This is a genomic window from Rhodospirillum sp. A1_3_36, from assembly GCF_047263945.1.
GTDB lineage: Bacteria > Pseudomonadota > Alphaproteobacteria > Rhodospirillales > Rhodospirillaceae > Rhodospirillum.
Genome location: NZ_JBLAVB010000011.1, coordinates 12,974 through 33,041 on the forward strand (window position 1 = coordinate 12,974; position 20,068 = coordinate 33,041).

Below are 20,068 nucleotides of genomic sequence, written 5' to 3' on the forward strand. Positions count from 1 at the left end.
GGATGACGAAAACCTAGTGAGGTTGAATTTTCCTCTGGGTTGAGCATGAACTCACTTTTTCCTAGAAAACCTCTCATTGAATGCCCTTCAACAGGGCATCAATATCGTCCTGGTTCATGGCCTCTCCCGCCATGCCGGGCCCATTGAGCAGGGCCGCATCTTCTGGTTTGTCCCCTTCTGCCGAGACATTCCGGCGATGCCGATCCACTTGTGCGGGACCGCCCTGCTCCAGGTCACCGGAGAGGTTCACATCAACACCACCAAAGGTGTCGAGCAAGGCATCGACCCGCTCTTCGATTGACTTCAGGGTTTTGACCACTTTCGTGATCCGCTGTCCGGTGATGTCCTGGAAGGTACAAGCCTCATAGATGCGCATGGTTGCCTGGCTCAGGACATCGGACTGCTCTTCTGTAAGACCTGCGGCCAAATCCTCCAAGCCTTCCACCGCATCCATGATATCGTGGGTCGCTGTTTCTGTGGCTTGGACAATGGCATCCAATTCGTCGGAGGCCGTTGGAATGAACCGCTCTTGGATATCTCTGGGTCTCAGGGCGGCGAGATCTTCTCGTGCAGCATCAATGAAACCGGACAGGGCGCGGATTTCCTCAATAATATGCTCCTGCCCACCGGCTCCACCGCTCAGAGAGTCGCGCAGAACACAGAGCAAATCGGTCAGGTCCCCGACGGTCTCGTTGTGTTTTAAATGCTCTAGAATTTGATCCAGGGTCTGCTTGGGATCCGCTGCTTCGACAATGACCTTTGCTCCGCCCTTGGGAGGGCTCTTCTCCGTGTCCTTGGTCATACACCCCTTCCCCGCCCCACAAGTTATAGCGGGGTCTATCCTGGTCATCCCCATCAGGGGAATCAGAGCCTGACAGATCATCTGCAGGCTCACATCCTGAGAAGCCTGGAACAGGGTTCGAGGTGGATTAGCCGAAACACGCTCGGAAACCACAATACGACTGGACCCGGTTTCGGTGACGCTTAGCCTGAAACCGGGCCCTGGACCCAGGTCATTCCGCCTTAGAATTCGCCAATAACACTCTGCATCTTCATCTTCAAAGTTTCCGCGTTGAACGGCTTGACGATGTAGTTGGATACACCGGCTTCCTTCGCAGCGATCACGTTCTCCGACTTGGATTCCGCTGTAACCATGATGAAAGGCATGGCCTTCAGCTTCGCGTCTGCGCGCACTTCCCTCAGGAGTTGAAGGCCGGTCATCGGCTCCATATTCCAGTCAGAAATCACCAATCCGTATCCTCCGTTGGTGCGCAACATCTGCAGCGCAGCGCTCCCATCCATGGCCTCGTCGATGTTATTGAAGCCGAGCTGGCGCAACAAATTGCGAATAATGCGCAGCATCGTCTTGTAGTCATCGACGATCAGGATCTTCATATTTTTATCTACGGCCATGCGTCACCCCTAGTTGGCTCTACCTCCGCCTCCTGAACCGGAGCCGGTCGTCGTTTCGTGTGAAGCGCTTGTGACAGACTTCAACGGAAAAGCTTGTCCCTTAGATACCCCAATTCTTCCAGTATGGCAAAGGGGACAAAGCAGCAAGCACGGCTCGAATCTACCGACGAGCCTTGAAAACCTTGGATACAAGTGATCCCCAGAGTGCTACAGAATTCACCTTTCGTCCAGAGATACATTCCTTTGGACCTAGCGATTAGGCCCCACCAAATTGAACGATCCACTTTCTTAGCCGGTAGACAACCGCATTGAAGGCATTCGCACCACCAAGATCAAACCCTGGGGGTCCCAAAACCAGGGCCAAAGCCTAAGGGTCATCCCCAACGCCTCTCGAATCGCCTTACCCCTTCACAGGCACCCCCGGTTCGGGAAGGGCTTGTTTGTGGGCAAGCTCCTGTGTCACAGCCCGCGCCTTGTCCGGCGTCATTTGAGCCAGAATCGGGGCCGTGCTCCGTTCAGACATAAGCATGAAGATATCGACGATCAGTGGCAACTCCATATCGTCGAAAATCCGTGCAGCATCCTTGGGCTTCATGACTTTGTAAATATTCACCAGCCGATCAAGCCGCTGCTTTTCCTGCTCGTCATGCTTCTTCAACAGACTCTGGATAGAATCTTCCAGTGTCTTCATTTCAGCGATTTTGCGGTCGATTCGCCCTTCCGCAGCGCGCATCATGGCTTCTCGTTGGTCCAGACTTCGCGACCGATCTTCCAATTGCTGACGCCGCTCGGACAAGCGTTGCAGGAGATCGATTTCCGATTGGGTAAAGGCCGAAGCGTTTTCCCGGTCCAGACCTCCCACTTCCGACGGCGGCATGTCCGGTGCAGCCTGAGGCTGACCGTCTGCAGGCGTTTGTCCATCGGGTGGCACGGCAGCCGGATCCGCCCCTCCGGCGGGAGGGGAAGCCTGGGCGACTTGCTGTGCGGCGGGATTCGATGCGGCGGATGGTGCGGGTTTGGCAGGCACATTCGCTTGGGCCATGGCTTCGGACTGGCCCACACGCCATTCCTCAACACCGTTCCAAACCACGCCGATCCGAACAGACAGGGTCAAAACCGCCATGAAAATCAGCACGGGCAACAAGCGCAATTTCGGCAAACCGGACATTTTCCGTCCCTTTCTCGGTCAACGGGCAGACTGAAGGGCGCGTAAGAGCTCCCGTTCCGCCTCGGACCGTTCGTCGTCCATCCCGGCTTCCCCGGTCGCTGACTTGGGTCTCTCGACGCCTAGACCGCCGAGAGGGCGCGTGCCACCCAGAGGCCCGCGACCACCATCAACCGCAGTGGATATCGCGCGGTCTCCCGAATCAGCGCGAACACGGGGACGGGGGCGAGCGGCTGTCAAACGGGCATCCTGATCGGCGCCTGCGCTGCGGGCCCAAGCCTCAACACCAGCAGCGCCCGCCCCACCTCGGGCTTCGCCCCCCTGCGGCGGCTCCAAGCCCCGGGGCTCGACCCCTCGCGGTTCAACACCTCTGGCCTCGCTCCCCTTCCCTTCACCATTCCGTCCTTCAGCAACACGACCATCCTTGGCCGAGGGTTTCGATTCGCCCCGTGCAAAGCGCACAGAGCCTTCCAGGCGGGCAGCCATACCGTCCGCCCGCTCCACCATATAGGCCAGATCATCCCGCAGGGTCCGGGCCTTGGCCACACGTTCATCCAGGGCACGACCGGCCTCTTCGGCAGTTTTGCGCAGACGGGGAATCCCCGCTTCGGCTCGCGCTGTAGCCTCGTTGAAGGTCTTGATAACCCGCTCCATCTGATCCCGACTTTTGCGCAACTCCTTAAGTTGGCGCGAAAGGGCAACAGCGTAGGCAATGAAAACCAAGAGGAGAATGGCGACGGTGATGTCCAGTATGAGCTGCCAGGGCATGGTCACGACTTCCCCCGCTGATGTTTATTGTCAACCCGAATGGCAATGTTCTGGCCCTGTCGCCCCATCTTTCCCTCGAACATGGGCACATCACCACAGCGAAGCTGCACAGTCGACTCTGGTGTTGCGTTGAACATAACCTGGGACCCGACCCGAAGGTTCAGGATCTTGGAGAGGGGCATATGCACTTCGTCCAGAATGGCCTCCATCGACACTTCGGTCGACCACATTTCCTCGGCCAAGTGGGTTTCCCAGATGCTATCACGACCGAACTTCTCGCCCATGAACATCTGCAGCAGCAACTCACGAACAGGCTCCAGGGTCGCGTAGGGAATCAACATATCCAGCCGACCACCGCGGTCTTCCATGTCAATGCGCAGCTTGGCGACGATCGCAGCGTTAGAAGGCCGGGAAATCGTCGCGAATCTGGGGTTCGTTTCCAGTCGATCAAACCGAAAAGTCACCGGCGACAGGGGGTCAAAGGCTGCCGAAAGGTCCGCAAGCACCACATGCACCAGCCGTTCCACCAGATTGCGTTCGATCGTTGTATAGGGCCGCCCTTCGATTCGCATGGCCGCCGTTCCCCGTCGCCCTCCCAGCAACACATCGACGATGGAATAGATCATGGAAGAATCGATGGTCAACAGACCATAGTTGTCCCATTCCTCTGCCTTGAAAACCGAGAGCATGGCAGGCAAGGGAATGGAATTCAGGTAATCACCGAATCGGTAGGATTGGATATTGTCCAGGGAGACTTCCACGTTGTCGCTGGTGAAATTCCGAAGAGAGGTTGACATCATGCGCACCAGACGGTCGAAGACCACCTCCAGCATGGGCAACCGCTCATAGGAAACCAGCGCCGTAGAAATGATGGCCTGGATTCCAGATTTGTCGGCGGAAGCCTCCTCCGACTCGTTGAAACCAAGCAGGCTGTCGATTTCCTCCTGGTTCAACACCCGGGCGGAGGTCCCCTCCACGGCGGGGCCACCGCCGTCGTCTCCGCCATCCGAACCGAGCATGGATTCCCATTCGGAAGCGACGGCATCACCGTCCCCTCCGCCATCGGCATCGGCGCCATCATCCCCCTCGTCCCCCATCATGGCTTCCCATTCGGCCATCATGGCTTGCTCGTCTTCAGGGCTGACTTCCTTATCGGGATCCTCGTCTGCCGGAACCATCGCAACTCCTTATGGTTCTTATACGAACCAGAAACCTCACATTATGGTTCATATACGAACCAGAAACCTCACATTGACCCAGTCAGATGACATTTATTGGATCATCATTTCCTTAAACAGAACGTCCTTCACCCGGGCGGGAGCAGCAGCGGTGTTTACCCGGATCAAGAGCTCTTCCTGAATGCGGTACATCCCTGCAGTCCCCTGAAGGTCTTCCAGCCGCAGCTCCCGCAGGAAACTGATGAAATTGTCCATGATCCGAGGCATCGCCTCCTCCACACGCAGGACATCCTGCTGGCTTTCCAACTGAAGACTCAACCGCATCTGCAGATAGGACCGCTTACGCCCACTGGAGTTCAAATCCACAACGATCTGATCCAGATCATAGAATATGGCGCCATTGGGACCGGGAGTTCCATCTCCGCCCCCTTCTGTGGGAGCGTCGCCCTCCGCCGGAGGCGTCGTGCTGTCTGCTCCGCTGAACATGGCCAGAACGGGATCCATCAAACCCGCAAAGTAGGCCCCGGCCACGCCACCAATGACCAACAGCAAAGGCAACAGAATGAGCAACAGCAGTTTCTTCTTGTTGCCACCCCCTTTGCCACGCTCCTCCGCGCCTTCATCTTCGGCGTCGTCCTCGTACTCGTCTTCCAGATCGTCTTCGGCCATGCGCCTGTTCCGTCCTCGCGGTCCTGAAAAGAATCCTGGCCCGGTTCCAGCCCCTCGGGCGAGCCTTTCTCTGCCAATGCCTGAGCTTACCCTAGGTCTCCTTCGTTAAGAAGATGTTGAGGAAAAACAGCCGGTGGGAGTTTTTTGCCGCCCTCACCCGGCAGCAACCACCCTCTCACCCCCCGCCTCACCCCCAAGACCCTTACTATAATTCCTTATAAAACAATATTTTACCAAATTGGCACAATCAATGCATCACAACCGCCCAAGTTCTGGATTTCCACTTCCCTGGCCAAAAGCCGATGATTTTGATGGGAAAAAAAGATTTCCGGGACATGGTATTAGGACGGATCGGATCGAACGATGGAAAACACATCCTATATCGCGTTATCGCGTCAAACCGCATTATGGCGGGAACTGGACATGGTCTCCAACAACCTGGCCAACATGAATACGACGGGATATCAGAGCGAACAGCCGATGTTTTCCGAGTATTTGATCCAAACCCGGGACAGTGACTTCCGGCTGCCAGAGAAACTGGCCTTCACCCAGGACCAGGGATCCTACCGGGATCTGCGCCCCGGGGCCTTGGAGCACACGGGTAACCCCCTGGATCTCGCGATTGAGGGCGATGCCTATTTCGAGGTCCAGGACCAGGTGGGTCCCATGTATACCCGGGCTGGCCGGTTCACTTTGAACCCAGATGGCCAAGTGGTGACCGCAGAAGGCCTTCCCCTGATGACCGAAGGGGGCACGCCCCTGATCCTGGCACCGAATGAAACCGAGATTTCCATCGGGTCTGACGGCACCGTCTCCACGGAAAACGGTCAGGTCGGCAAGATTCGCCTAGCGACCTTCGATGACCCCAACAAAATGGAACGGGTCGGTGGCGGCCTTCTCGATCCGGGTGATATGCAGCCCCAGGCAGCCACCGAGTTCAGAGTGCAGCAGGGCATGATCGAGAAATCGAACGTGAACCCGATCGTGGAAATGACCCATATGATCCAGGTTCAGCGGGCCTACGAGGCTTCCAACAATTTGATCGAAACCGAGTACGACCGGCAAGGCAAAGCCTACGGTGTGCTTGCCGGTACCAATTAGACAAACCCAGGCCGCGACGCAAAAGAGGGAAGAAAACCATGCGATCCTTGAACATCGGCGCGACCGGCATGTTGGCTCAGCAGACCAACGTCGAAGTCATCTCCAACAACATCGCCAATATGAACACCACCGCCTATACACGGCGGCGGGCGGAATTCCATGATCTGCTGTACCAAAACCTGCGGCGGGCGGGCTCCAACTCCTCTGATACGGGCACCATCGTCCCCACAGGTGTACAGCTGGGACTGGGTGTAAAAACCGCAGCGGTCTATCGCATCACCGAACAGGGTAGCCTGCTCAGCACCGACAACTCTCTGGATCTGGCCTTGCAAGGTCCCGGGTATTTCCAAATCGACCTGCCATCGGGCGAAACCGGTTATACCAGAGACGGGTCCTTCCAGCTGTCTGCCGACGGCGAGGTGGTGACCCACGACGGATACCGGGTTTCCGGGATCAGCGCCATTCCCGCCAATGCGGTCTCCATCACCGTCAACACCTCTGGCGAGGTGCTCTACAAACTGGACGGCACAACGACCATGACCTCGGCCGGTCAGCTCAACACAGCGATCTTCGCCAACGAGGCCGGACTGAACGCCATCGGCGACAACTACTTACTCGAGACCGCAGCCTCCGGCCAGGCCACCACCGGAACTCCCGGATCGGCGGGCTACGGAACGGTGCTGCAAGGTTTCCTGGAGACCTCCAACGTCAACGTCGTCTCGGAAATCACTGAGCTGATCAGCGCTCAACGGGCCTATGAGATGAACTCCAAGGTAATTTCCACTTCCGACGAAATGATGTCCACCGTCTCGCGGCTGAAGTCCTAGAGTGAAACGGGATCAGCTTGAGTCAAGCTGGCCCCGTTTCACTCTCATTCTATAAGTTTTAGAGTATCTTCGAGGCCAAGTTTGGTCGCGAAGCGACCCAACTTGATCCCGGAATACTCTAAAGCCACCTGCGGTAGGGAGACCCTTCAAATGACCAGCCCCCGTTCCCTCCATCTTTCCCGTCGCCTCTCTGGTTTCAGACTGGTTCGTCTGGCCATGATTGGCCTGACAGTCGTCCTGGGGCCGATCGCTGCAGGTCTCGTCTCCCCCAGTTTGGCCAACGAGGTTCCCTCGGCGGATATGCCAATGGGCAACTTCAATCAGGCGCTACCCATTCCCGGTCAGCCAATCAATTTGATCCAGGCCTCGGACGTTGAAGGCCCGTATATTACCCTTGGCGATCTCTTCACAGGTGTGGGTGATCGAGCCACCATCCCCGTTGCCCGATCGCCCCAGGCCGGTCGCACTGCCATCCTGGACGCGGACTGGCTGAACCGCACGGCCCAGGCCAACGATCTGGATTGGCATCCCCAGGGGTCCTTCGTTCAGGCTGTTGTAACCCGCCCAGGAACGACCGTCCCCACCGAAGACATTCTGTCCGCCCTGCGCCATACCCTGAAACGCCACGGGGCCCCCGAAAACGGGGAAATCACCCTATCGACGGCCCAAAGGGCCCTGACCATTCCCAGCGGCTCCCCAATGAACATTAGTGTCTCTGAGGACCAGTACGACCCCTCCACCGGCCGCTTCTCCGCCGTGGTCGAGGCCCTCGCCGGGTCTCCCGATGCTGAACAGCTGCGCCTGTCAGGTCGTATCATCGATACCCGCGAGATCCCCGTCCCCCTGCGCCGCATATCCCGAACCGAGGTGATCGATGCCCACGACCTGGAATACATCCGGATGCGCGTGGACCGACTGCCCAAGGACGTCATTGTTGATGCAGAAAACCTGATTGGCCAGTCTCCCCGTACTTTCCTGCGCGATGGCGAACCGGTGCGCATATCCAGCGTCATCAACCCCATCGTCGTCGAGAAAGGGGCCTTGGTCACCATGGAACTGCGCATGCCAGGCATCGCATTGACCACCCAGGGGCGGGCCATGGAGGCCGCTGGACAGGGGGAAACCCTGCGCGTGTCCAACACCGCGTCGAACCAAGTGGTTCTCGCCACCGTCGCCGGCCCCAACCGAGTCATTGTCCATATTCCCAGCGTCGGGAATCCCCAAACGGCCAGCCGATAAATCGGCGGCAAACTATCCCCCACAAGACCCAAAACGGGCGGTGGATGACGGATAACCCAAAAGCCCGAAAACGGGCCTCCCAGATCAACCGACTGAGACCCGAAAACGAGCGAAAAGTCGGACTGGGACACGAAAAAAGGATCGGATCAATGGTCAACAGCACAACAGTCAAGGCCTTCGCCAAAGCAGTCTTCCTAGTCGCCGCCCTGGGCTCCCTGGGCGCCTGTACCACGTTCAAACGGCTCTCCGAGATCGGACAGCCTCCGCGTTTGAGCGAGACGGAGAATCCCACCCTCAAGAAAGATTACCGTCCCGTGAGCATGCCCATGCCTGCGCCGGTGGTCGCCCAACCCAATCCGAACAGCCTTTGGCGGCCCGGAGCCCGTGCCTTCTTCAAGGACCAGCGGGCCGGAGAAGTGGGGGATATTCTGACGGTGATCGTGGCCATCTCCAACGAAGGCGCAACCTTCGACAGCGATATCTCCCGCACCCGGGATAACAATGAAAACGCCAATCTCACCGCTTTTCTAGGCTACGAGTCTCAGCTCGCCAATCTTTTGCCTGATGGCATCGATCCCTCCAGCCTGACCTCCTTCGGTAGCGGAGGCTCGCATACGGCAAAAGGCGGCATCACCCGCTCAGAAAGCGTCAGCATGCGTCTTGCTGCTGTCGTGCTGCAAATTTTGCCTAACGGCAATCTCGTTATCGCGGGCAAACAGGAAGTCCGCGTCAATGGCGAGCTCCGTGAGCTGACTGTAACCGGTGTGATCCGGCCAGAAGACATCCGGTCAGACAACACCATCTTCTGGCATCAGATTGCCGAAGCCCGGATCAGCTACGGCGGCCGAGGCTCTGTGTCCGATATGGTTGAACCGCGCTACGGCCAACAAATTTACGACATTCTCTTTCCGTTCTGATCCGACTTCCCGAGATGGGGTATGGGTAACCACGCCCCATCTCGGGAAGCACCTTATGGGGGGTTGCCTGGCAATCCCCCATTTTTTTGCCCTTCATGTCGCACAAAGTCGCAGCTCGATTTTGCCGACCCGAACCCCTTGGGTAATTGTCACCTTCATATACCACCTTTCGGGGATTTCGCTTCAGGCCAGACTATGGTAGATTTGATGTGCTTTTACCGGTCGAGACAATAAATGGCAGAAAATGGCAGACCGGTTTCTGTTTCCCAATTTCTTCAATGAACAGCCGAATGGACGCTTCCCTTTTCCACCTGGAAGCTCTTCCGGCGCGGAGGGAGGTTTAGAATGTCGGTCGATGGTACCAGCCCTACCAAAATGCTTGAGGATGACGCCTACGCCCTGACAGAGGCGGCCGTGGCCATGTCCCAAGCGCTGGAAAAGAAAGACGACAGAGCGCTCGCCGATGCTCTGGACCGGAACCTGCACCTATGGGTGGCCATTCGGACTCTCGTTTCTAAGGAGGAAAACAAACTCCCTAAAGAGGTGAAAGACAATCTGATCCAACTGAGCCATTACGCGGCCCAAAAGACCTTTGAAATGCGGGATGGATTCGCCACCGATAGCGTGGAATCGCTGATCCACACCAACCTGCAAATCGCCGAAGGACTGCTGGAAGGAAAGGAGCGGGCCGAAAGGCAACAGTAACCCGACAGGCTAGAGTGAAAGGGGATCAGCTTGGAACAAGCTGGCCCCCTTTCACTCTAATTATTTAGAGCTTAGAGTACCTTCGAGGCCAAGTTGGGCCGCAAAGCACGATACACAACAGTGTCTCGTGCTTTTTTTGGGCAATAGTCCAAACCCATTTGGGGGCAAATGCCCCCAAACCCCCATTTTTCTTTTATACTCTGTCTCTTTCAAAAGCCGAAAAACGCAGGGCAAAGCCCCCTGTCGGGAAAACACCACTTGTCATGGACCGTGACCGCAAAGAGGTTCAACGTGATCCCGGAATACTCTAGAGCAAGTCCCGAACAATCTGGATATGAAAACGGCGCAAGGATTAGACCCTGCGCCGTTTTCATATCTGATTGCCCAACCCAAACTTCATGACGAGACCTCAAAGGTTCCCGTCATACCCGTGAAAACGGGAACCCGGGGTTGATGTCAGCGCTCAAACGCACTGGTGTCGCGGATTCTGCCTCCGTTACCCGTTCCCAGCCTGGAGTCTCGCCTGCACAGGAAGGACGACGACTCCATCGAAATGACGAATCTATTGAAGAATGGGAGTCATTTCGGGTTGGGCTTCGAGAAATCCACCGCTCCAGGCATTACTCAATCCTGACGATGCGTCCTCTCCATGCGCTCGTGACGCTCTTGGGCTTCCAGGCTCATGGTCGCGATCGGTCGGGCCTCAAGGCGGCGCAACCCAATGGGTTCACCCGTTTCCTCGCAATAACCGTAGGATCCATCCACGATCCGGCCAATAGCCGCATCAATTTTGGCGATCAGTTTGCGCGCCCGATCCCGGGTCCGCAGTTCCAAGGCACGATCCACCTCGGTCGAGGCCCGGTCAGCGATATCGGCCTCCTGCACTCCCCCCTCTTGGAGGTTCTCCAGAGTTCCCTCTGCTTCACGTAGCAATTCACTCTTCCAACGCAACAGCTTCAATCGAAAGTATTCCCGATGCGTTTCGTTCATGAACGGCTCGTCGTCGGACGGCTTATAGTCCGGCGGAAGTGTCACGGCCATCCCAGATACCCCCCCACGGCTGAGTCTAAAAACTAAAGACACCCTTTCGGATGCGGCGGGAATATAGGGGGATCGCCTCCGCGCTGCAAGCCCCTTGACCGGAGGCGAAGAGAAGGAACTTTTCAAATCATTCCATTGTCCTACCGAAATTCCCTCAGAACAGCACCCAAGCCCACGTCATCGACGGGTCAATTTGGCCAATTCAACCTCAACGCGCAACTCAATCTCCCCCATGACCGATGCCAGATCGGGATCCATATTGCTCTCCCGCCCCTCCCGAAGGGTCCGAGCCAAAGACACCAATTCAGCCTTGGGAATGACCCCATCGACCAATCCCAGGCGGACCTTTTCCAACTGATCGAGCATCAGGGATCCGCGCCGGGCTTGCCGTTGGCGTCCTTCCCGGTCGCCCACCACGCCAACGCCACCGGTTTCCTGAAGAGCCAGCAAGCCATCGATCCCCGACAAGGGACCGGCTCCCTCCAGGGGGGCGGCCCCGTCACCGTCCAGAAGCCCGCGTAGCTCGCGGTCGAAGGCCCCTTTTTCTGCCTTCCCCCCCTTGTCGGATTTCTTCGTGGACCGAGTCTCGCCTGTGCGTATACCACCAATTTTCATGGGAGCGCGGGTCCTTCCAGCCCTGGCCGCCCGCATGGAGCGACCTTCATAAATACCTCGGGTCTTAGCCGGGTCTTACTGTAGGAGCCACAGAAAGGCCGCGAAAGGGGAAAATCCGCCCCCCTGCCCGGCAGTTTCTGCCCAGTTTCACCACAATTCTGCGCCACACTTTCACAAGAAACCGGCTTGAACCCGCAGGTTTTCGATATCGGCGCCTTGGCACGCGGTTCGCATGAAGGGAACCGCGTCGGTCCGTCCGGCGTATCAGAGCGCCCTAAGGCGCCGTGCAGAAACGCGGATCACACAAACCTGTAAACGGAAGACGGCCATGCTGTCCTGGATCAAAACCACGAAGGCGGATCGCCCCCCCCACCGAACCCTGAAAACGGGTCGGCAGACGGCTATGGTCCTGCGAGTCGCACAGGCCGGGCGACTGATGGCCAAGCTCCTGACTGTTGTCGCGGCACTCGCCCTGCTGCCTGTCCCTGGGGCCCAAGCGGCCTCGCGCATCAAGGATATCGCCGATTTTGAAGGCGTCAGAGACAACATCCTGGTTGGCTATGGACTTGTGGCGGGCCTGAATGGCACCGGAGACAACCTTGACGACGTCACCTTTACCAAGGAGTCGCTCATCGGCATGCTCGAACGCATGGGCGTCAACACCCGCGAAGGTGACCTTAAGCCTGATAACGTGGCCGCCGTGATGGTGACGGCCACCCTGCCCCCCTTCGCCCGCCAGGGGTCGCGCATCGACGTGACCATCAGCGCGTTGGGCACAGCCACCAGCCTGCAGGGCGGCTTCCTGGCCGTCACGCCGCTGATCGGCGCGGATGGCGAGGTTTACGCCGTCGCACAGGGACAGGTGCAGGTGGGCGGCTTCAAGGTCCAAGGCGCCGCCGCAACCGTGCAGAAGGGCGTGCCCACCAGTGGTCGCATTCCCAGCGGTGCCCTGATCGAATTGGAAGTTCCGTTCGATCTGGGCAGTATGGAAAGTATCAAGGTCGCCCTGCGCAATCCGGACTTCACCACGGCCCGCCGGGTGACACAGGCGATCAACGCCTTCCTTGGCTCTGAACAGGCCCGCACCCTTGACCCGGGCACGGTGCTGGTGCGCGTATCGGGTCCCTATGAGGGAAATGTCGTTCCCCTTATGACCGATATCGAGCAATTGATGGTGGAACCTGACGTCGTTGCCCGGGTTGTTATAGACGAAGCAACGGGGACCATCGTGATTGGCGAGAACGTCCGCATCAACACCGTAGCCATCGCCCAGGGGAACTTGACCATCCGTGTCACCGAGACACCCCAGGTTTCCCAACCCTCCCCCTTTGCCCAGGTGGGGCAGACCGTCGAGGTTCCCCGTACCGATATTCAGGTGAACGAGGACAAGGACAAGAAATTGACCGTAGTCAATGGCGGCGTGAACCTGCAGGATTTGGTTAACAGTCTGAATGCGCTGGGCGTAGGACCACGCGATATGATCTCCATCCTACAGGCAATCAAAGCCGCGGGCGCCCTTCAAGCAGAAATCGAGGTGTTGTGATGACCTCCGACAGCCTGACAAATACGGGTTTGAATGCCCTCTCCAACGCCATGGCAGGGAAGGTCAGGACCTTGGCCGCCCAAGCTGCGTCCGGCAAGGGGCAGAACCAGGATCTGGAGGCCGCCCGCGAAAAGGCGGAGGATTTCGAGGCGATGTTCCTCTCCCAAATGCTGGAACCCATGTTCGAGACCATCGATACCGGCGGTCCGTTTGGCGGCGGAAGTGCCGAAAAAACTTGGCGGTCGATGATGGTTCAAGAATACGGTAAAATGGTCGCTAAGAATGGGGGAATCGGAGTTGCCGATTCCGTCATGAAAGTGATGCTTGCGAACCAGGAGGCCTGACCCATGAGCACCAACGACACCAGCTCCCGCCGCGCCTCTCCCTTCGCCCGGGGTCCTGTAACGACCCCTCCGAGCACTGCCGATGCGCCATCAGCTGCTGCCCCGAAGGAGCCCCTTGCCGACTCCCCTGTGTCGGTGGCCAAACCCAACGCGCCCACGGGAACCCCTGGGACCAGGGGCGGTCGCGCCTCGCCCTTCGCCAATCGAGTTGCGGCGCCCACGTCCGCCCCGCCCCCCTCCGAGGAGCCCACAAAAGGCGGCCCCTCTCAGGCTGAAAACGCCTCCCCTGCGCCGTCCCGTCTGGCGGGACGCATGGGTGCACAGCCTGCGGCCGCCCCCGGGGATCAGGCCACCAAGGCCCCCCCTGGGGCTCGGACCACCAAAACTGAGGCCCAGGCCGCGCCTGCGGGCAAACGCCGCGCGGCGGCACCTCGCCGTGATCGCCCCAAGACGCCGCCACCGGCCATGCCCAAAGAGATCCCTGGCACGGTGGAACCCAAGGTCAAAGCTTTGTTATTTGCCATGACCCAACTGGTGTCCGTTCTCGCCGAGGAAAACGATGCTCTGGATCAACATGACACCGATCATGTGCGTACCTTGATGGAAAGCAAAGTCCTCAAGACGCGGTATTATCAGGAGCAGATGCTGGCCGTACATGGCAATCCGCGCCTGCTGCTAGACCTCAACGAAGAACAGCGGGAGGTCATGCGCGGCGCGGCCAAAACCCTGGATGCCATCGCCCAACTGAATGGCCGAAAGTTGAAGGCCAATATCGAAGCGAGCAATCACCTGATGAAGGCGGTGATGAACGCGGTGAACGAACAGGCGAGAGAAAAGGCAACGACCTATTCGCGGGACGGAGAGGTGGAGGCTGATCCGTCCCAAGCCTATCGCAAGGCTGTCACATTCAACGAGACCCTTTAATCAAAGCGTGCTTAAACACCTTAATGCAGGAATCGGCGCCACCAGGGCGCAACGGGAGGAACCCGGACCATGAGCCTTAATCTCGCACTTTCCGCTGGTATTAGCGGCCTCCAGACATCCCAGAAAGGGTTGGATCTGGTTGGTCACAACCTGGCAAACGTCAATACGGTTGGGTACACCCGGAAAATCTTCAATCCGGAAAGCAGGGTGCTCAACGGCGCGGGCGTGGGGGTGCAGACCGGCGGCATCATCCGACGGGTCGACACGGGCCTAAACTCTCAACTGCGCATGGAACTGGGTCGCTATACCAAGCTGGAGACCCAATACACCTATTTCCAGCGCATGCAGGACCTGTTCGGCAGCCCTGGCGAAAATTCTTCGATCAGTCACCAGATCAATGACTTGGCGCAGCAATATGAAACATTCACCCTGGAACCGGACAAATCCACGCAGCACCTATCGGTGACTCGCACGATCCAGGATTTGACCGGTAAGTTCAATCGAACCAGTGAACAACTGCAGCAGATGCGGCGTGATGCCGATCAGGATATCGCTGCGGCTGTCGCAGAGGTGAACGCCCATCTCAAGAATATCGACACCCTCAACGATCAAATCACCCAGGGTATCGCCACCTCCGGCGATGTCACGGACCTGCAGGATAAGCGGGACCAAGAATTAAAAGGGTTGGAAAGTTTGATGGATGTGACCAGCTTCGAACGGGCTGGCGGAGCGCTCGTCATATACGCGAGCGGCGGAGGTACTCTGCTGGACACCGATCCGGTCACATTGACGCACTCCGCATCGACCTCTGTCACCGCCGTGGACAGCTACGGGGGATCGGATTTCAGCGCCATCTCGTCCAATGGCCAGGATATCACCACGGAGATCGGGGGAGGTAAACTGGCAGCCTTGATCGAGTTGCGCGACAAGACCATCCCCAGTTACCAGTCCCAGATGGACGAACTGGCGGCCAAGCTGAAAGACACAATGAATGAGGTCAACAACCGGGGGACCAGTTATCCCACGTTGGCCAACACCTATGACGGCAGCACGAAGTTCATCGCCCCCGGCAAGCAGACCATGGAATTGACCAGCGGCGACGTGCAGATCAGCATTTTCGACACAGAAGGGGCTCAGGCCGCCACGACCACCCTCCAAACCGTGATGGGCGGAACTGGCCCGTTCACGGTGGAGGCCGTCGCAGCGGGCGTGCAGAGTTGGTTGACCACCGCCTCTCCCGCCGGAGCCGGCCTGAGCAGCGCAACATTCAACTACGACACCACCACCGGCACCTACGACATCAACCTGAACAGCAACGACTACTCCCTGGCCTTCCGGGACCAAGTCGGATCAACGGCTGGATCAACGGCCAAGGACGTGAGCATCGCCTATGATCGGGACGGCGACGGTACCGCAGACGAGACCGTTTCGGGCTTTTCCAACTTCTTCGGTCTGAACGATGTGATCGCGTCCGACGAAAGCCGAGCGATCCACGACAGCGGGGTAAAATCGGCCAACTGGACGCCCAACGTTAACGGAACGTTGCAATTTTCCATTGCGGGCGCCACCACAGCAACGACGACATCCCTTGGAACCTTGAACGTCCAGTCGAATTGGACCCTTTCGGACATCGCCGACTCCATCAACAGCAATTCGACCCTCAGCACCACATTGGAGGCCGAGGTCGTGCAGGATGGCGAGGGGTATCGACTGCGGATCAAGAACCTTGCGGGCGATGACATGGAAATCACCCAGGCTGGCGGGACCGGATTGATCAGCCAGTTGGGCATGAAGACATCGAACGCGGGCATCTCGGGCACTCTGGCGCTCAGCGATACCCTGGTCGACGACCCCGCGCGCCTGTCCTCGGGCACGGTGCTTTACGATTCGGACACGGGGCAATACAAGCTCAGTACAAGCGACAATACAACGGCCAAAGAAATGGCCAAAGCCTTCCAGACCCCCCAATCCTTCGATGCTGCGGGCGGGTTGACCACAGGACAGCGCTCCCTTTCAGACTACGCCGCTTTGTCCCTCAACCAGAATGCCGACGAGGCCGCTACGATCAGCACGGAGCGGGATTACCAAAAAACCCTGGTTAACAGTCTTGATTTAAAGTCGGCAGAAATCAGTTCAGTGAATATGGATGAGGAATTGGCAGATCTGCTAACTTGGCAACAAATGTATAACGCGTCAGCCAAAGTGATTTCCACGGTGGCGGACATGCTTGACGTTCTCAATAGCATTATCCGCTAAGGTAGGGAGACCAGAACCATGGCCATAAACTCCGACCGTGTGGGCAGTTACAGCCAGCATAGCTATCTCGTCAGTCAGTTGATGACCCTCAATAAGCGTTTGACCGATACTCAAACGCAAGTGAACACGGGGAAAAAATCACAGACCTATAGCGGCATCCATTCGGACGCCTATCGCTTGGTCAACATGGAAAATCAAGCATCCCGTCTGGCTCAATTTCAGAAGACGAACGGGATCGCCAAATCTCGACTTGAAGTGATGAACGCCTCGATGGAGGCCATGGACACCAGCATGCGTTCCTTCAAGAGCAGCCTGTCCCTCTTTGCCCAATCCACTCTGACGCCCCCCTTGGACAGCTCCACCCTGACGAAGCTGAACAACATCCAAGACCGGGCTTTCGCCGCCATGAAGGACATGGAAGCCTTCTTGAACACGGATTACGATGGACGGTATTTGTTCGCTGGAGGCAAAACGGACACCCCCCCCATTTCCCTTCCCTTTGGCAATCTCAAAGACTTTCAGGACGTTTACGATGGGGTGAACCTGCGCTACCCCCAATCGCGTACGGCTGCTTTGGACGATACCAAGGTCACCGGAACCATGGACTTCGCCATTAATCCCGTCGTCCCGCCCGCTGCGCCAACCGGAACAATAACGGACGCCACAGGGGCTTTTAATGCATCAAGTGCGACCGGAACGGGCATCACGGTGACGGGACAATCCATTACCGCCACAGTCGGCACGCCTTACTCCAATCTATCCGTTGGCGATCTTGTCCGGGTGGAGGTTGGCGGCAGCCATGCCTTCGCGACAATTGAAACCATCGACGCTGGGGGCGCAGGCCTGACCTTCAAGGCCGAGCCAGACCTCGCCACCGCCGGCATCGCCACAAACGCAGGCGCCTGGACCGTCAGCGTCCCGGCCTTCTCGCCCGGTCAAGTCCAGGTAACCGACGCAGGCGCCAACTTTGGCACCTACAAGGTTACCGACATCTCCGCCGACGGCCAAACCTTGACCGTGGAGCCTCCCCCATCGGCAGCCGTCGCAGGTGTCGCCGGAGTCACGGTCCAACCCCAGACCTATTACAAGGGAGACGGGCTTGCCTACGAACATCGCATGGATGACAGCCGCACCATAGAAGTGGGTGTGACCGGCAAGGATCCAGCGTTCGAAAAGGCAATTCGCGCCATGGGGATTATCGCCCAAGGCGATCTGGCCAACAATCCGCAACGGGTGCAGGAAGCCCTGACCCTCATTGCCGACGCCATGGAACATTCCCCCGACAATACAACAGAAGAGGCAAGCGATCTAAACACCGTCGCGCAAACAATTGGCCTTAACGCCAAGACCTTGGATGCCACAATCACCCAACAGGAGAACTTCCAGGTCTTCCTGGAAAACCGGATCTCGGACACGGAAAACGTTGATAAGAACGAGGTTCTGGTCCGCCTGTCCGATGAGTCCAAAGTCCTGGAAACGGCCTATGCCGCTTTTTCGCGGATCAGCAATCTCTCACTCCTTAACTATCTGTAAAAACACCGTAAGACGAAGCGAAGCAAAATCAAAGGCACAAACTCCCATTAGAGTGCTCCGAGATCAAGTTGGGCCACTTCTTTGGCCAAACTTGATCTCGAAGGCACTCTAAAATCTATATAGCTAGAGTGAAACGGGGCCAACTTGACTCAAGCTGGCCCCGTTTCACTCTAGGGGGTTTGTGCCTTTGAGTGTTTGTGCCACCTCGCACCGACCGCCAACGAGCCGTCACAGCGCCCCCTCGGGCGACAAAAGGAAGTGGTGGGAATCTGTGGGGCCACGGAGGGGCCATGGTGTTGCGGCATTGATCACATCTTGCTCTTTTCGCAGCACCTTTATTGGTCATTCAATCACGCGTCGCCCAAATTATGGGCATGTCCATTCTTTTCCTTTCAGCTAACCACATGATAAACCAGCATTCATCTGACTGGCATAACCCTTGCTTTGATTGCCAACAGGATTGTCGACAATTCTGTCAACACTGAGGGAGACAGTCTATGGCTGGTGGGGCTATGGCAGGCGGGGCGAAGACAGATGGGACGATGGCAGATGGGGCAACACCCAACAAGCTGACGGCAACACCGGAAGGACCCCGGTCCAAACGGGGCGCCGTGGAATTGGTCTCCGTGAGCAAGCGCTATGGGAACACGACGGCGGTCGATGCCATCACCCTGAAGATTCCTGCGGGTGGTTACTGCTGTCTGCTCGGTCCCTCGGGCTGCGGCAAGTCCTCGACCCTGCGCATGATCGCCGGACATGAAAGCATCAGCGACGGCGATTTGATCGTCGACGGCCAGAACATCGGGGACCAGCCTCCGGCCAAGCGGGGCACGGCCATGATGTTTCAGGATTATGCCCTGTTCCCCCACTTGGATTGCACGGACAACGTCGCCTTCAGTCTGCGAATGCGCGGTGTCGGAAAGGCGGAACGCCGGGCGAAGGCCCGGGACATGCTGGCCCTGGTTCACATGGACGCCTATGCCCAACGCATGCCCGCCCAGCTGTCCGGTGGGCAACAGCAGCGGATAGCCCTGGCCCGGGCCCTCTTGACCAACCCCCATGTCCTACTGCTCGACGAGCCCCTGTCCGCCCTGGATCCCTTCCTGCGGGTGAAAATGCGCGCCGAACTGCGCCGCCTGCAACGGGAGCTCGGGATCACCTTCATCCATGTCACCCACTCCCAGGAAGAGGCGCTGGCCCTGGCCGATATGGTTGTGGTCATGGAGGACGGGCATATCCGTCAGGCGGGCTCCCCCCGGGAGGTTTTCAATCACCCCCGCACGCCCTTCATCGCCCAATTCATCGGCGGCCACAATGTGGTCCCGGCCAAGGTTGAGGGCCTGGACGCGGGGATGGTCCACCTGTCGGGCCCTGGCGCTGGCCAATTCACCCTCCCCCTGGGATCCCGACCCGCACCCAAGGCGGGCGGATCGGTGTCTTTTGCGGTCCGGGGCGACCGGGTCACCCTGACCCGGCCGGATGCCGGATCCGCCGCCGGACTCCTCACCCCCAACCGACTGACCGCCCGGGCGGTGGGGGCCGAATACAACGGCCAAACCGTCCGCCTGAGCCTTGCGGCCGAGGGATTGGAGGACTTCGTTGTCCTGATGGACGAAGCCACCTTCCACGCCGACCCGATCGAGGACGGGGCGACCGTCCTGGCCAGTTGGGCGCCAGAGGCCTCCCACCTTTTGGACGACCGATAAGATCCGGGCAACCGATCCGCCCGCTTGTCCCTGCACAGACCGTTTCCTTTTCCGCCCACTATCCCCCCTGCCCGACGGGCATTCTTCCCAAGGGCTCATTTGAAACCCATGGGTTCATTCCAGG

At 58.2% G+C, this 20,068-nt stretch carries 19 protein-coding genes; 11 read left to right on the forward strand and 8 right to left on the reverse strand.

What is annotated here, in order from left to right; translation table 11 throughout:
• Nucleotides 1-73: 73 nt before the first annotated feature.
• From ACLIRY_RS19225 to ACLIRY_RS19250, 6 genes are all read right to left on the reverse strand, one after another.
• Complete coding sequence (locus tag ACLIRY_RS19225) at nucleotides 74-802, reverse strand: protein phosphatase CheZ (RefSeq protein ID WP_413207043.1); 729 nt, start codon at nucleotides 800-802, stop codon at nucleotides 74-76.
• Nucleotides 803-1,023: 221 nt separating this feature from the next.
• Nucleotides 1,024-1,413: a response regulator gene (locus tag ACLIRY_RS19230; protein ID WP_413207044.1), complete on the reverse strand. Its 390-nt coding sequence runs from the start codon at nucleotides 1,411-1,413 to the stop codon at nucleotides 1,024-1,026.
• Between the two features lie 400 nt (nucleotides 1,414-1,813).
• Entirely contained in the window at nucleotides 1,814-2,581 is a 768-nt protein-coding gene (locus tag ACLIRY_RS19235; RefSeq protein WP_413207045.1) for a MotE family protein, read from the reverse strand.
• An 18-nt stretch (nucleotides 2,582-2,599) separates the two neighbouring features.
• Nucleotides 2,600-3,346 carry a DUF6468 domain-containing protein gene (locus ACLIRY_RS19240; protein WP_413207046.1) on the reverse strand — a complete coding sequence of 249 codons (747 nt, stop codon included), beginning with the start codon at nucleotides 3,344-3,346 and terminating at the stop codon, nucleotides 2,600-2,602.
• 2 nt (nucleotides 3,347-3,348) lie between these two features.
• Nucleotides 3,349-4,524: a flagellar motor switch protein FliM gene (gene fliM, locus ACLIRY_RS19245; protein ID WP_413207047.1), complete on the reverse strand. Its 1,176-nt coding sequence runs from the start codon at nucleotides 4,522-4,524 to the stop codon at nucleotides 3,349-3,351.
• A gap of 93 nt (nucleotides 4,525-4,617) precedes the next feature.
• The gene (locus ACLIRY_RS19250) at nucleotides 4,618-5,193 is read right to left on the reverse strand and encodes a flagellar basal body-associated FliL family protein (protein WP_413207048.1); all 576 of its coding nucleotides are present in this window, start codon (nucleotides 5,191-5,193) and stop codon (nucleotides 4,618-4,620) included.
• Nucleotides 5,194-5,556: 363 nt separating this feature from the next.
• Between ACLIRY_RS19250 and flgF the strand changes: the two genes are divergently transcribed.
• The 5 genes from flgF to ACLIRY_RS19275 all read left to right on the forward strand — a co-directional run bounded on the left by flgF (nucleotide 5,557) and on the right by ACLIRY_RS19275 (nucleotide 9,982).
• Entirely contained in the window at nucleotides 5,557-6,294 is a 738-nt protein-coding gene (gene flgF / locus ACLIRY_RS19255) for a flagellar basal-body rod protein FlgF (RefSeq protein WP_413207049.1), read from the forward strand.
• A gap of 38 nt (nucleotides 6,295-6,332) precedes the next feature.
• Nucleotides 6,333-7,121, forward strand: coding sequence for a flagellar basal-body rod protein FlgG (flgG, locus tag ACLIRY_RS19260; protein WP_413207050.1), 789 nt, complete (start codon nucleotides 6,333-6,335; stop codon nucleotides 7,119-7,121).
• Between the two features lie 150 nt (nucleotides 7,122-7,271).
• Nucleotides 7,272-8,360 (forward strand): flagellar basal body P-ring formation chaperone FlgA, encoded by a 1,089-nt coding sequence (flgA, locus tag ACLIRY_RS19265; RefSeq protein ID WP_413207051.1) that lies wholly within the window; start codon nucleotides 7,272-7,274, stop codon nucleotides 8,358-8,360.
• Nucleotides 8,361-8,509: 149 nt separating this feature from the next.
• A complete protein-coding gene (gene flgH, locus ACLIRY_RS19270) occupies nucleotides 8,510-9,277 on the forward strand; it encodes a flagellar basal body L-ring protein FlgH (protein WP_413207052.1) in 768 nt (255 codons plus the stop codon).
• Between the two features lie 345 nt (nucleotides 9,278-9,622).
• On the forward strand, nucleotides 9,623-9,982 hold the full coding sequence (locus ACLIRY_RS19275; RefSeq protein WP_413207053.1) for a flagellar biosynthesis regulator FlaF: 360 nt from the start codon (nucleotides 9,623-9,625) through the stop codon (nucleotides 9,980-9,982).
• 624 nt (nucleotides 9,983-10,606) lie between these two features.
• Here ACLIRY_RS19275 and dksA read toward each other — a convergent pair.
• Nucleotides 10,607-11,023: an RNA polymerase-binding protein DksA gene (gene dksA / locus ACLIRY_RS19280; RefSeq protein WP_413207054.1), complete on the reverse strand. Its 417-nt coding sequence runs from the start codon at nucleotides 11,021-11,023 to the stop codon at nucleotides 10,607-10,609.
• Between the two features lie 177 nt (nucleotides 11,024-11,200).
• On the reverse strand, nucleotides 11,201-11,638 hold the full coding sequence (locus ACLIRY_RS19285; protein ID WP_413207055.1) for a flagellar assembly protein FliX: 438 nt from the start codon (nucleotides 11,636-11,638) through the stop codon (nucleotides 11,201-11,203).
• A gap of 403 nt (nucleotides 11,639-12,041) precedes the next feature.
• On the opposite strand from ACLIRY_RS19285, the gene ACLIRY_RS19290 reads away from it, so the two are divergent.
• The 6 genes from ACLIRY_RS19290 to ACLIRY_RS19315 all read left to right on the forward strand — a co-directional run bounded on the left by ACLIRY_RS19290 (nucleotide 12,042) and on the right by ACLIRY_RS19315 (nucleotide 19,944).
• Nucleotides 12,042-13,181 carry a flagellar basal body P-ring protein FlgI gene (locus tag ACLIRY_RS19290; RefSeq protein WP_413207161.1) on the forward strand — a complete coding sequence of 380 codons (1,140 nt, stop codon included), beginning with the start codon at nucleotides 12,042-12,044 and terminating at the stop codon, nucleotides 13,179-13,181.
• A complete protein-coding gene (locus ACLIRY_RS19295) occupies nucleotides 13,181-13,525 on the forward strand; it encodes a rod-binding protein (RefSeq protein ID WP_413207056.1) in 345 nt (114 codons plus the stop codon). Before ACLIRY_RS19290 ends, ACLIRY_RS19295 begins: the two co-directional genes overlap by 1 nt.
• Nucleotides 13,526-13,528: 3 nt before the next feature.
• On the forward strand, nucleotides 13,529-14,449 hold the full coding sequence (locus ACLIRY_RS19300) for a flagellar protein FlgN (RefSeq protein ID WP_413207057.1): 921 nt from the start codon (nucleotides 13,529-13,531) through the stop codon (nucleotides 14,447-14,449).
• Between the two features lie 69 nt (nucleotides 14,450-14,518).
• Complete coding sequence (gene flgK / locus ACLIRY_RS19305) at nucleotides 14,519-16,705, forward strand: flagellar hook-associated protein FlgK (protein ID WP_413207058.1); 2,187 nt, start codon at nucleotides 14,519-14,521, stop codon at nucleotides 16,703-16,705.
• An 18-nt stretch (nucleotides 16,706-16,723) separates the two neighbouring features.
• Nucleotides 16,724-18,238 carry a flagellin gene (locus ACLIRY_RS19310; RefSeq protein WP_413207059.1) on the forward strand — a complete coding sequence of 505 codons (1,515 nt, stop codon included), beginning with the start codon at nucleotides 16,724-16,726 and terminating at the stop codon, nucleotides 18,236-18,238.
• A gap of 497 nt (nucleotides 18,239-18,735) precedes the next feature.
• Nucleotides 18,736-19,944, forward strand: coding sequence for an ABC transporter ATP-binding protein (locus tag ACLIRY_RS19315; RefSeq protein ID WP_413207060.1), 1,209 nt, complete (start codon nucleotides 18,736-18,738; stop codon nucleotides 19,942-19,944).
• Nucleotides 19,945-20,068: the final 124 nt, after the last annotated feature.

Bases quoted from the DNA above. Each gene is read 5' to 3' on its own strand.
- flgH (WP_413207052.1), top strand. From the start codon at position 8,510: ATGGTCAACAGCACAACAGTCAAGGCCTTCGCCAAAGCAGTCTTCCTA.
- flgA (WP_413207051.1), top strand. From the start codon at position 7,272: ATGACCAGCCCCCGTTCCCTCCATCTTTCCCGTCGCCTCTCTGGTTTC.
- ACLIRY_RS19240 (WP_413207046.1), bottom strand. From the start codon at position 3,346: ATGCCCTGGCAGCTCATACTGGACATCACCGTCGCCATTCTCCTCTTG.
- ACLIRY_RS19310 (WP_413207059.1), top strand. From the start codon at position 16,724: ATGGCCATAAACTCCGACCGTGTGGGCAGTTACAGCCAGCATAGCTAT.
- ACLIRY_RS19290 (WP_413207161.1), top strand. From the start codon at position 12,042: ATGGTCCTGCGAGTCGCACAGGCCGGGCGACTGATGGCCAAGCTCCTG.
- ACLIRY_RS19315 (WP_413207060.1), top strand. From the start codon at position 18,736: ATGGCTGGTGGGGCTATGGCAGGCGGGGCGAAGACAGATGGGACGATG.
- ACLIRY_RS19300 (WP_413207057.1), top strand. From the start codon at position 13,529: ATGAGCACCAACGACACCAGCTCCCGCCGCGCCTCTCCCTTCGCCCGG.
- dksA (WP_413207054.1), bottom strand. From the start codon at position 11,023: ATGGCCGTGACACTTCCGCCGGACTATAAGCCGTCCGACGACGAGCCG.
- ACLIRY_RS19225 (WP_413207043.1), bottom strand. From the start codon at position 802: ATGACCAAGGACACGGAGAAGAGCCCTCCCAAGGGCGGAGCAAAGGTC.
- ACLIRY_RS19285 (WP_413207055.1), bottom strand. From the start codon at position 11,638: ATGAAAATTGGTGGTATACGCACAGGCGAGACTCGGTCCACGAAGAAA.
- ACLIRY_RS19295 (WP_413207056.1), top strand. From the start codon at position 13,181: ATGACCTCCGACAGCCTGACAAATACGGGTTTGAATGCCCTCTCCAAC.
- fliM (WP_413207047.1), bottom strand. From the start codon at position 4,524: ATGGTTCCGGCAGACGAGGATCCCGATAAGGAAGTCAGCCCTGAAGAC.
- flgG (WP_413207050.1), top strand. From the start codon at position 6,333: ATGCGATCCTTGAACATCGGCGCGACCGGCATGTTGGCTCAGCAGACC.
- ACLIRY_RS19250 (WP_413207048.1), bottom strand. From the start codon at position 5,193: ATGGCCGAAGACGATCTGGAAGACGAGTACGAGGACGACGCCGAAGAT.
- ACLIRY_RS19230 (WP_413207044.1), bottom strand. From the start codon at position 1,413: ATGGCCGTAGATAAAAATATGAAGATCCTGATCGTCGATGACTACAAG.
- flgF (WP_413207049.1), top strand. From the start codon at position 5,557: ATGGAAAACACATCCTATATCGCGTTATCGCGTCAAACCGCATTATGG.
- ACLIRY_RS19275 (WP_413207053.1), top strand. From the start codon at position 9,623: ATGTCGGTCGATGGTACCAGCCCTACCAAAATGCTTGAGGATGACGCC.
- ACLIRY_RS19235 (WP_413207045.1), bottom strand. From the start codon at position 2,581: ATGTCCGGTTTGCCGAAATTGCGCTTGTTGCCCGTGCTGATTTTCATG.
- flgK (WP_413207058.1), top strand. From the start codon at position 14,519: ATGAGCCTTAATCTCGCACTTTCCGCTGGTATTAGCGGCCTCCAGACA.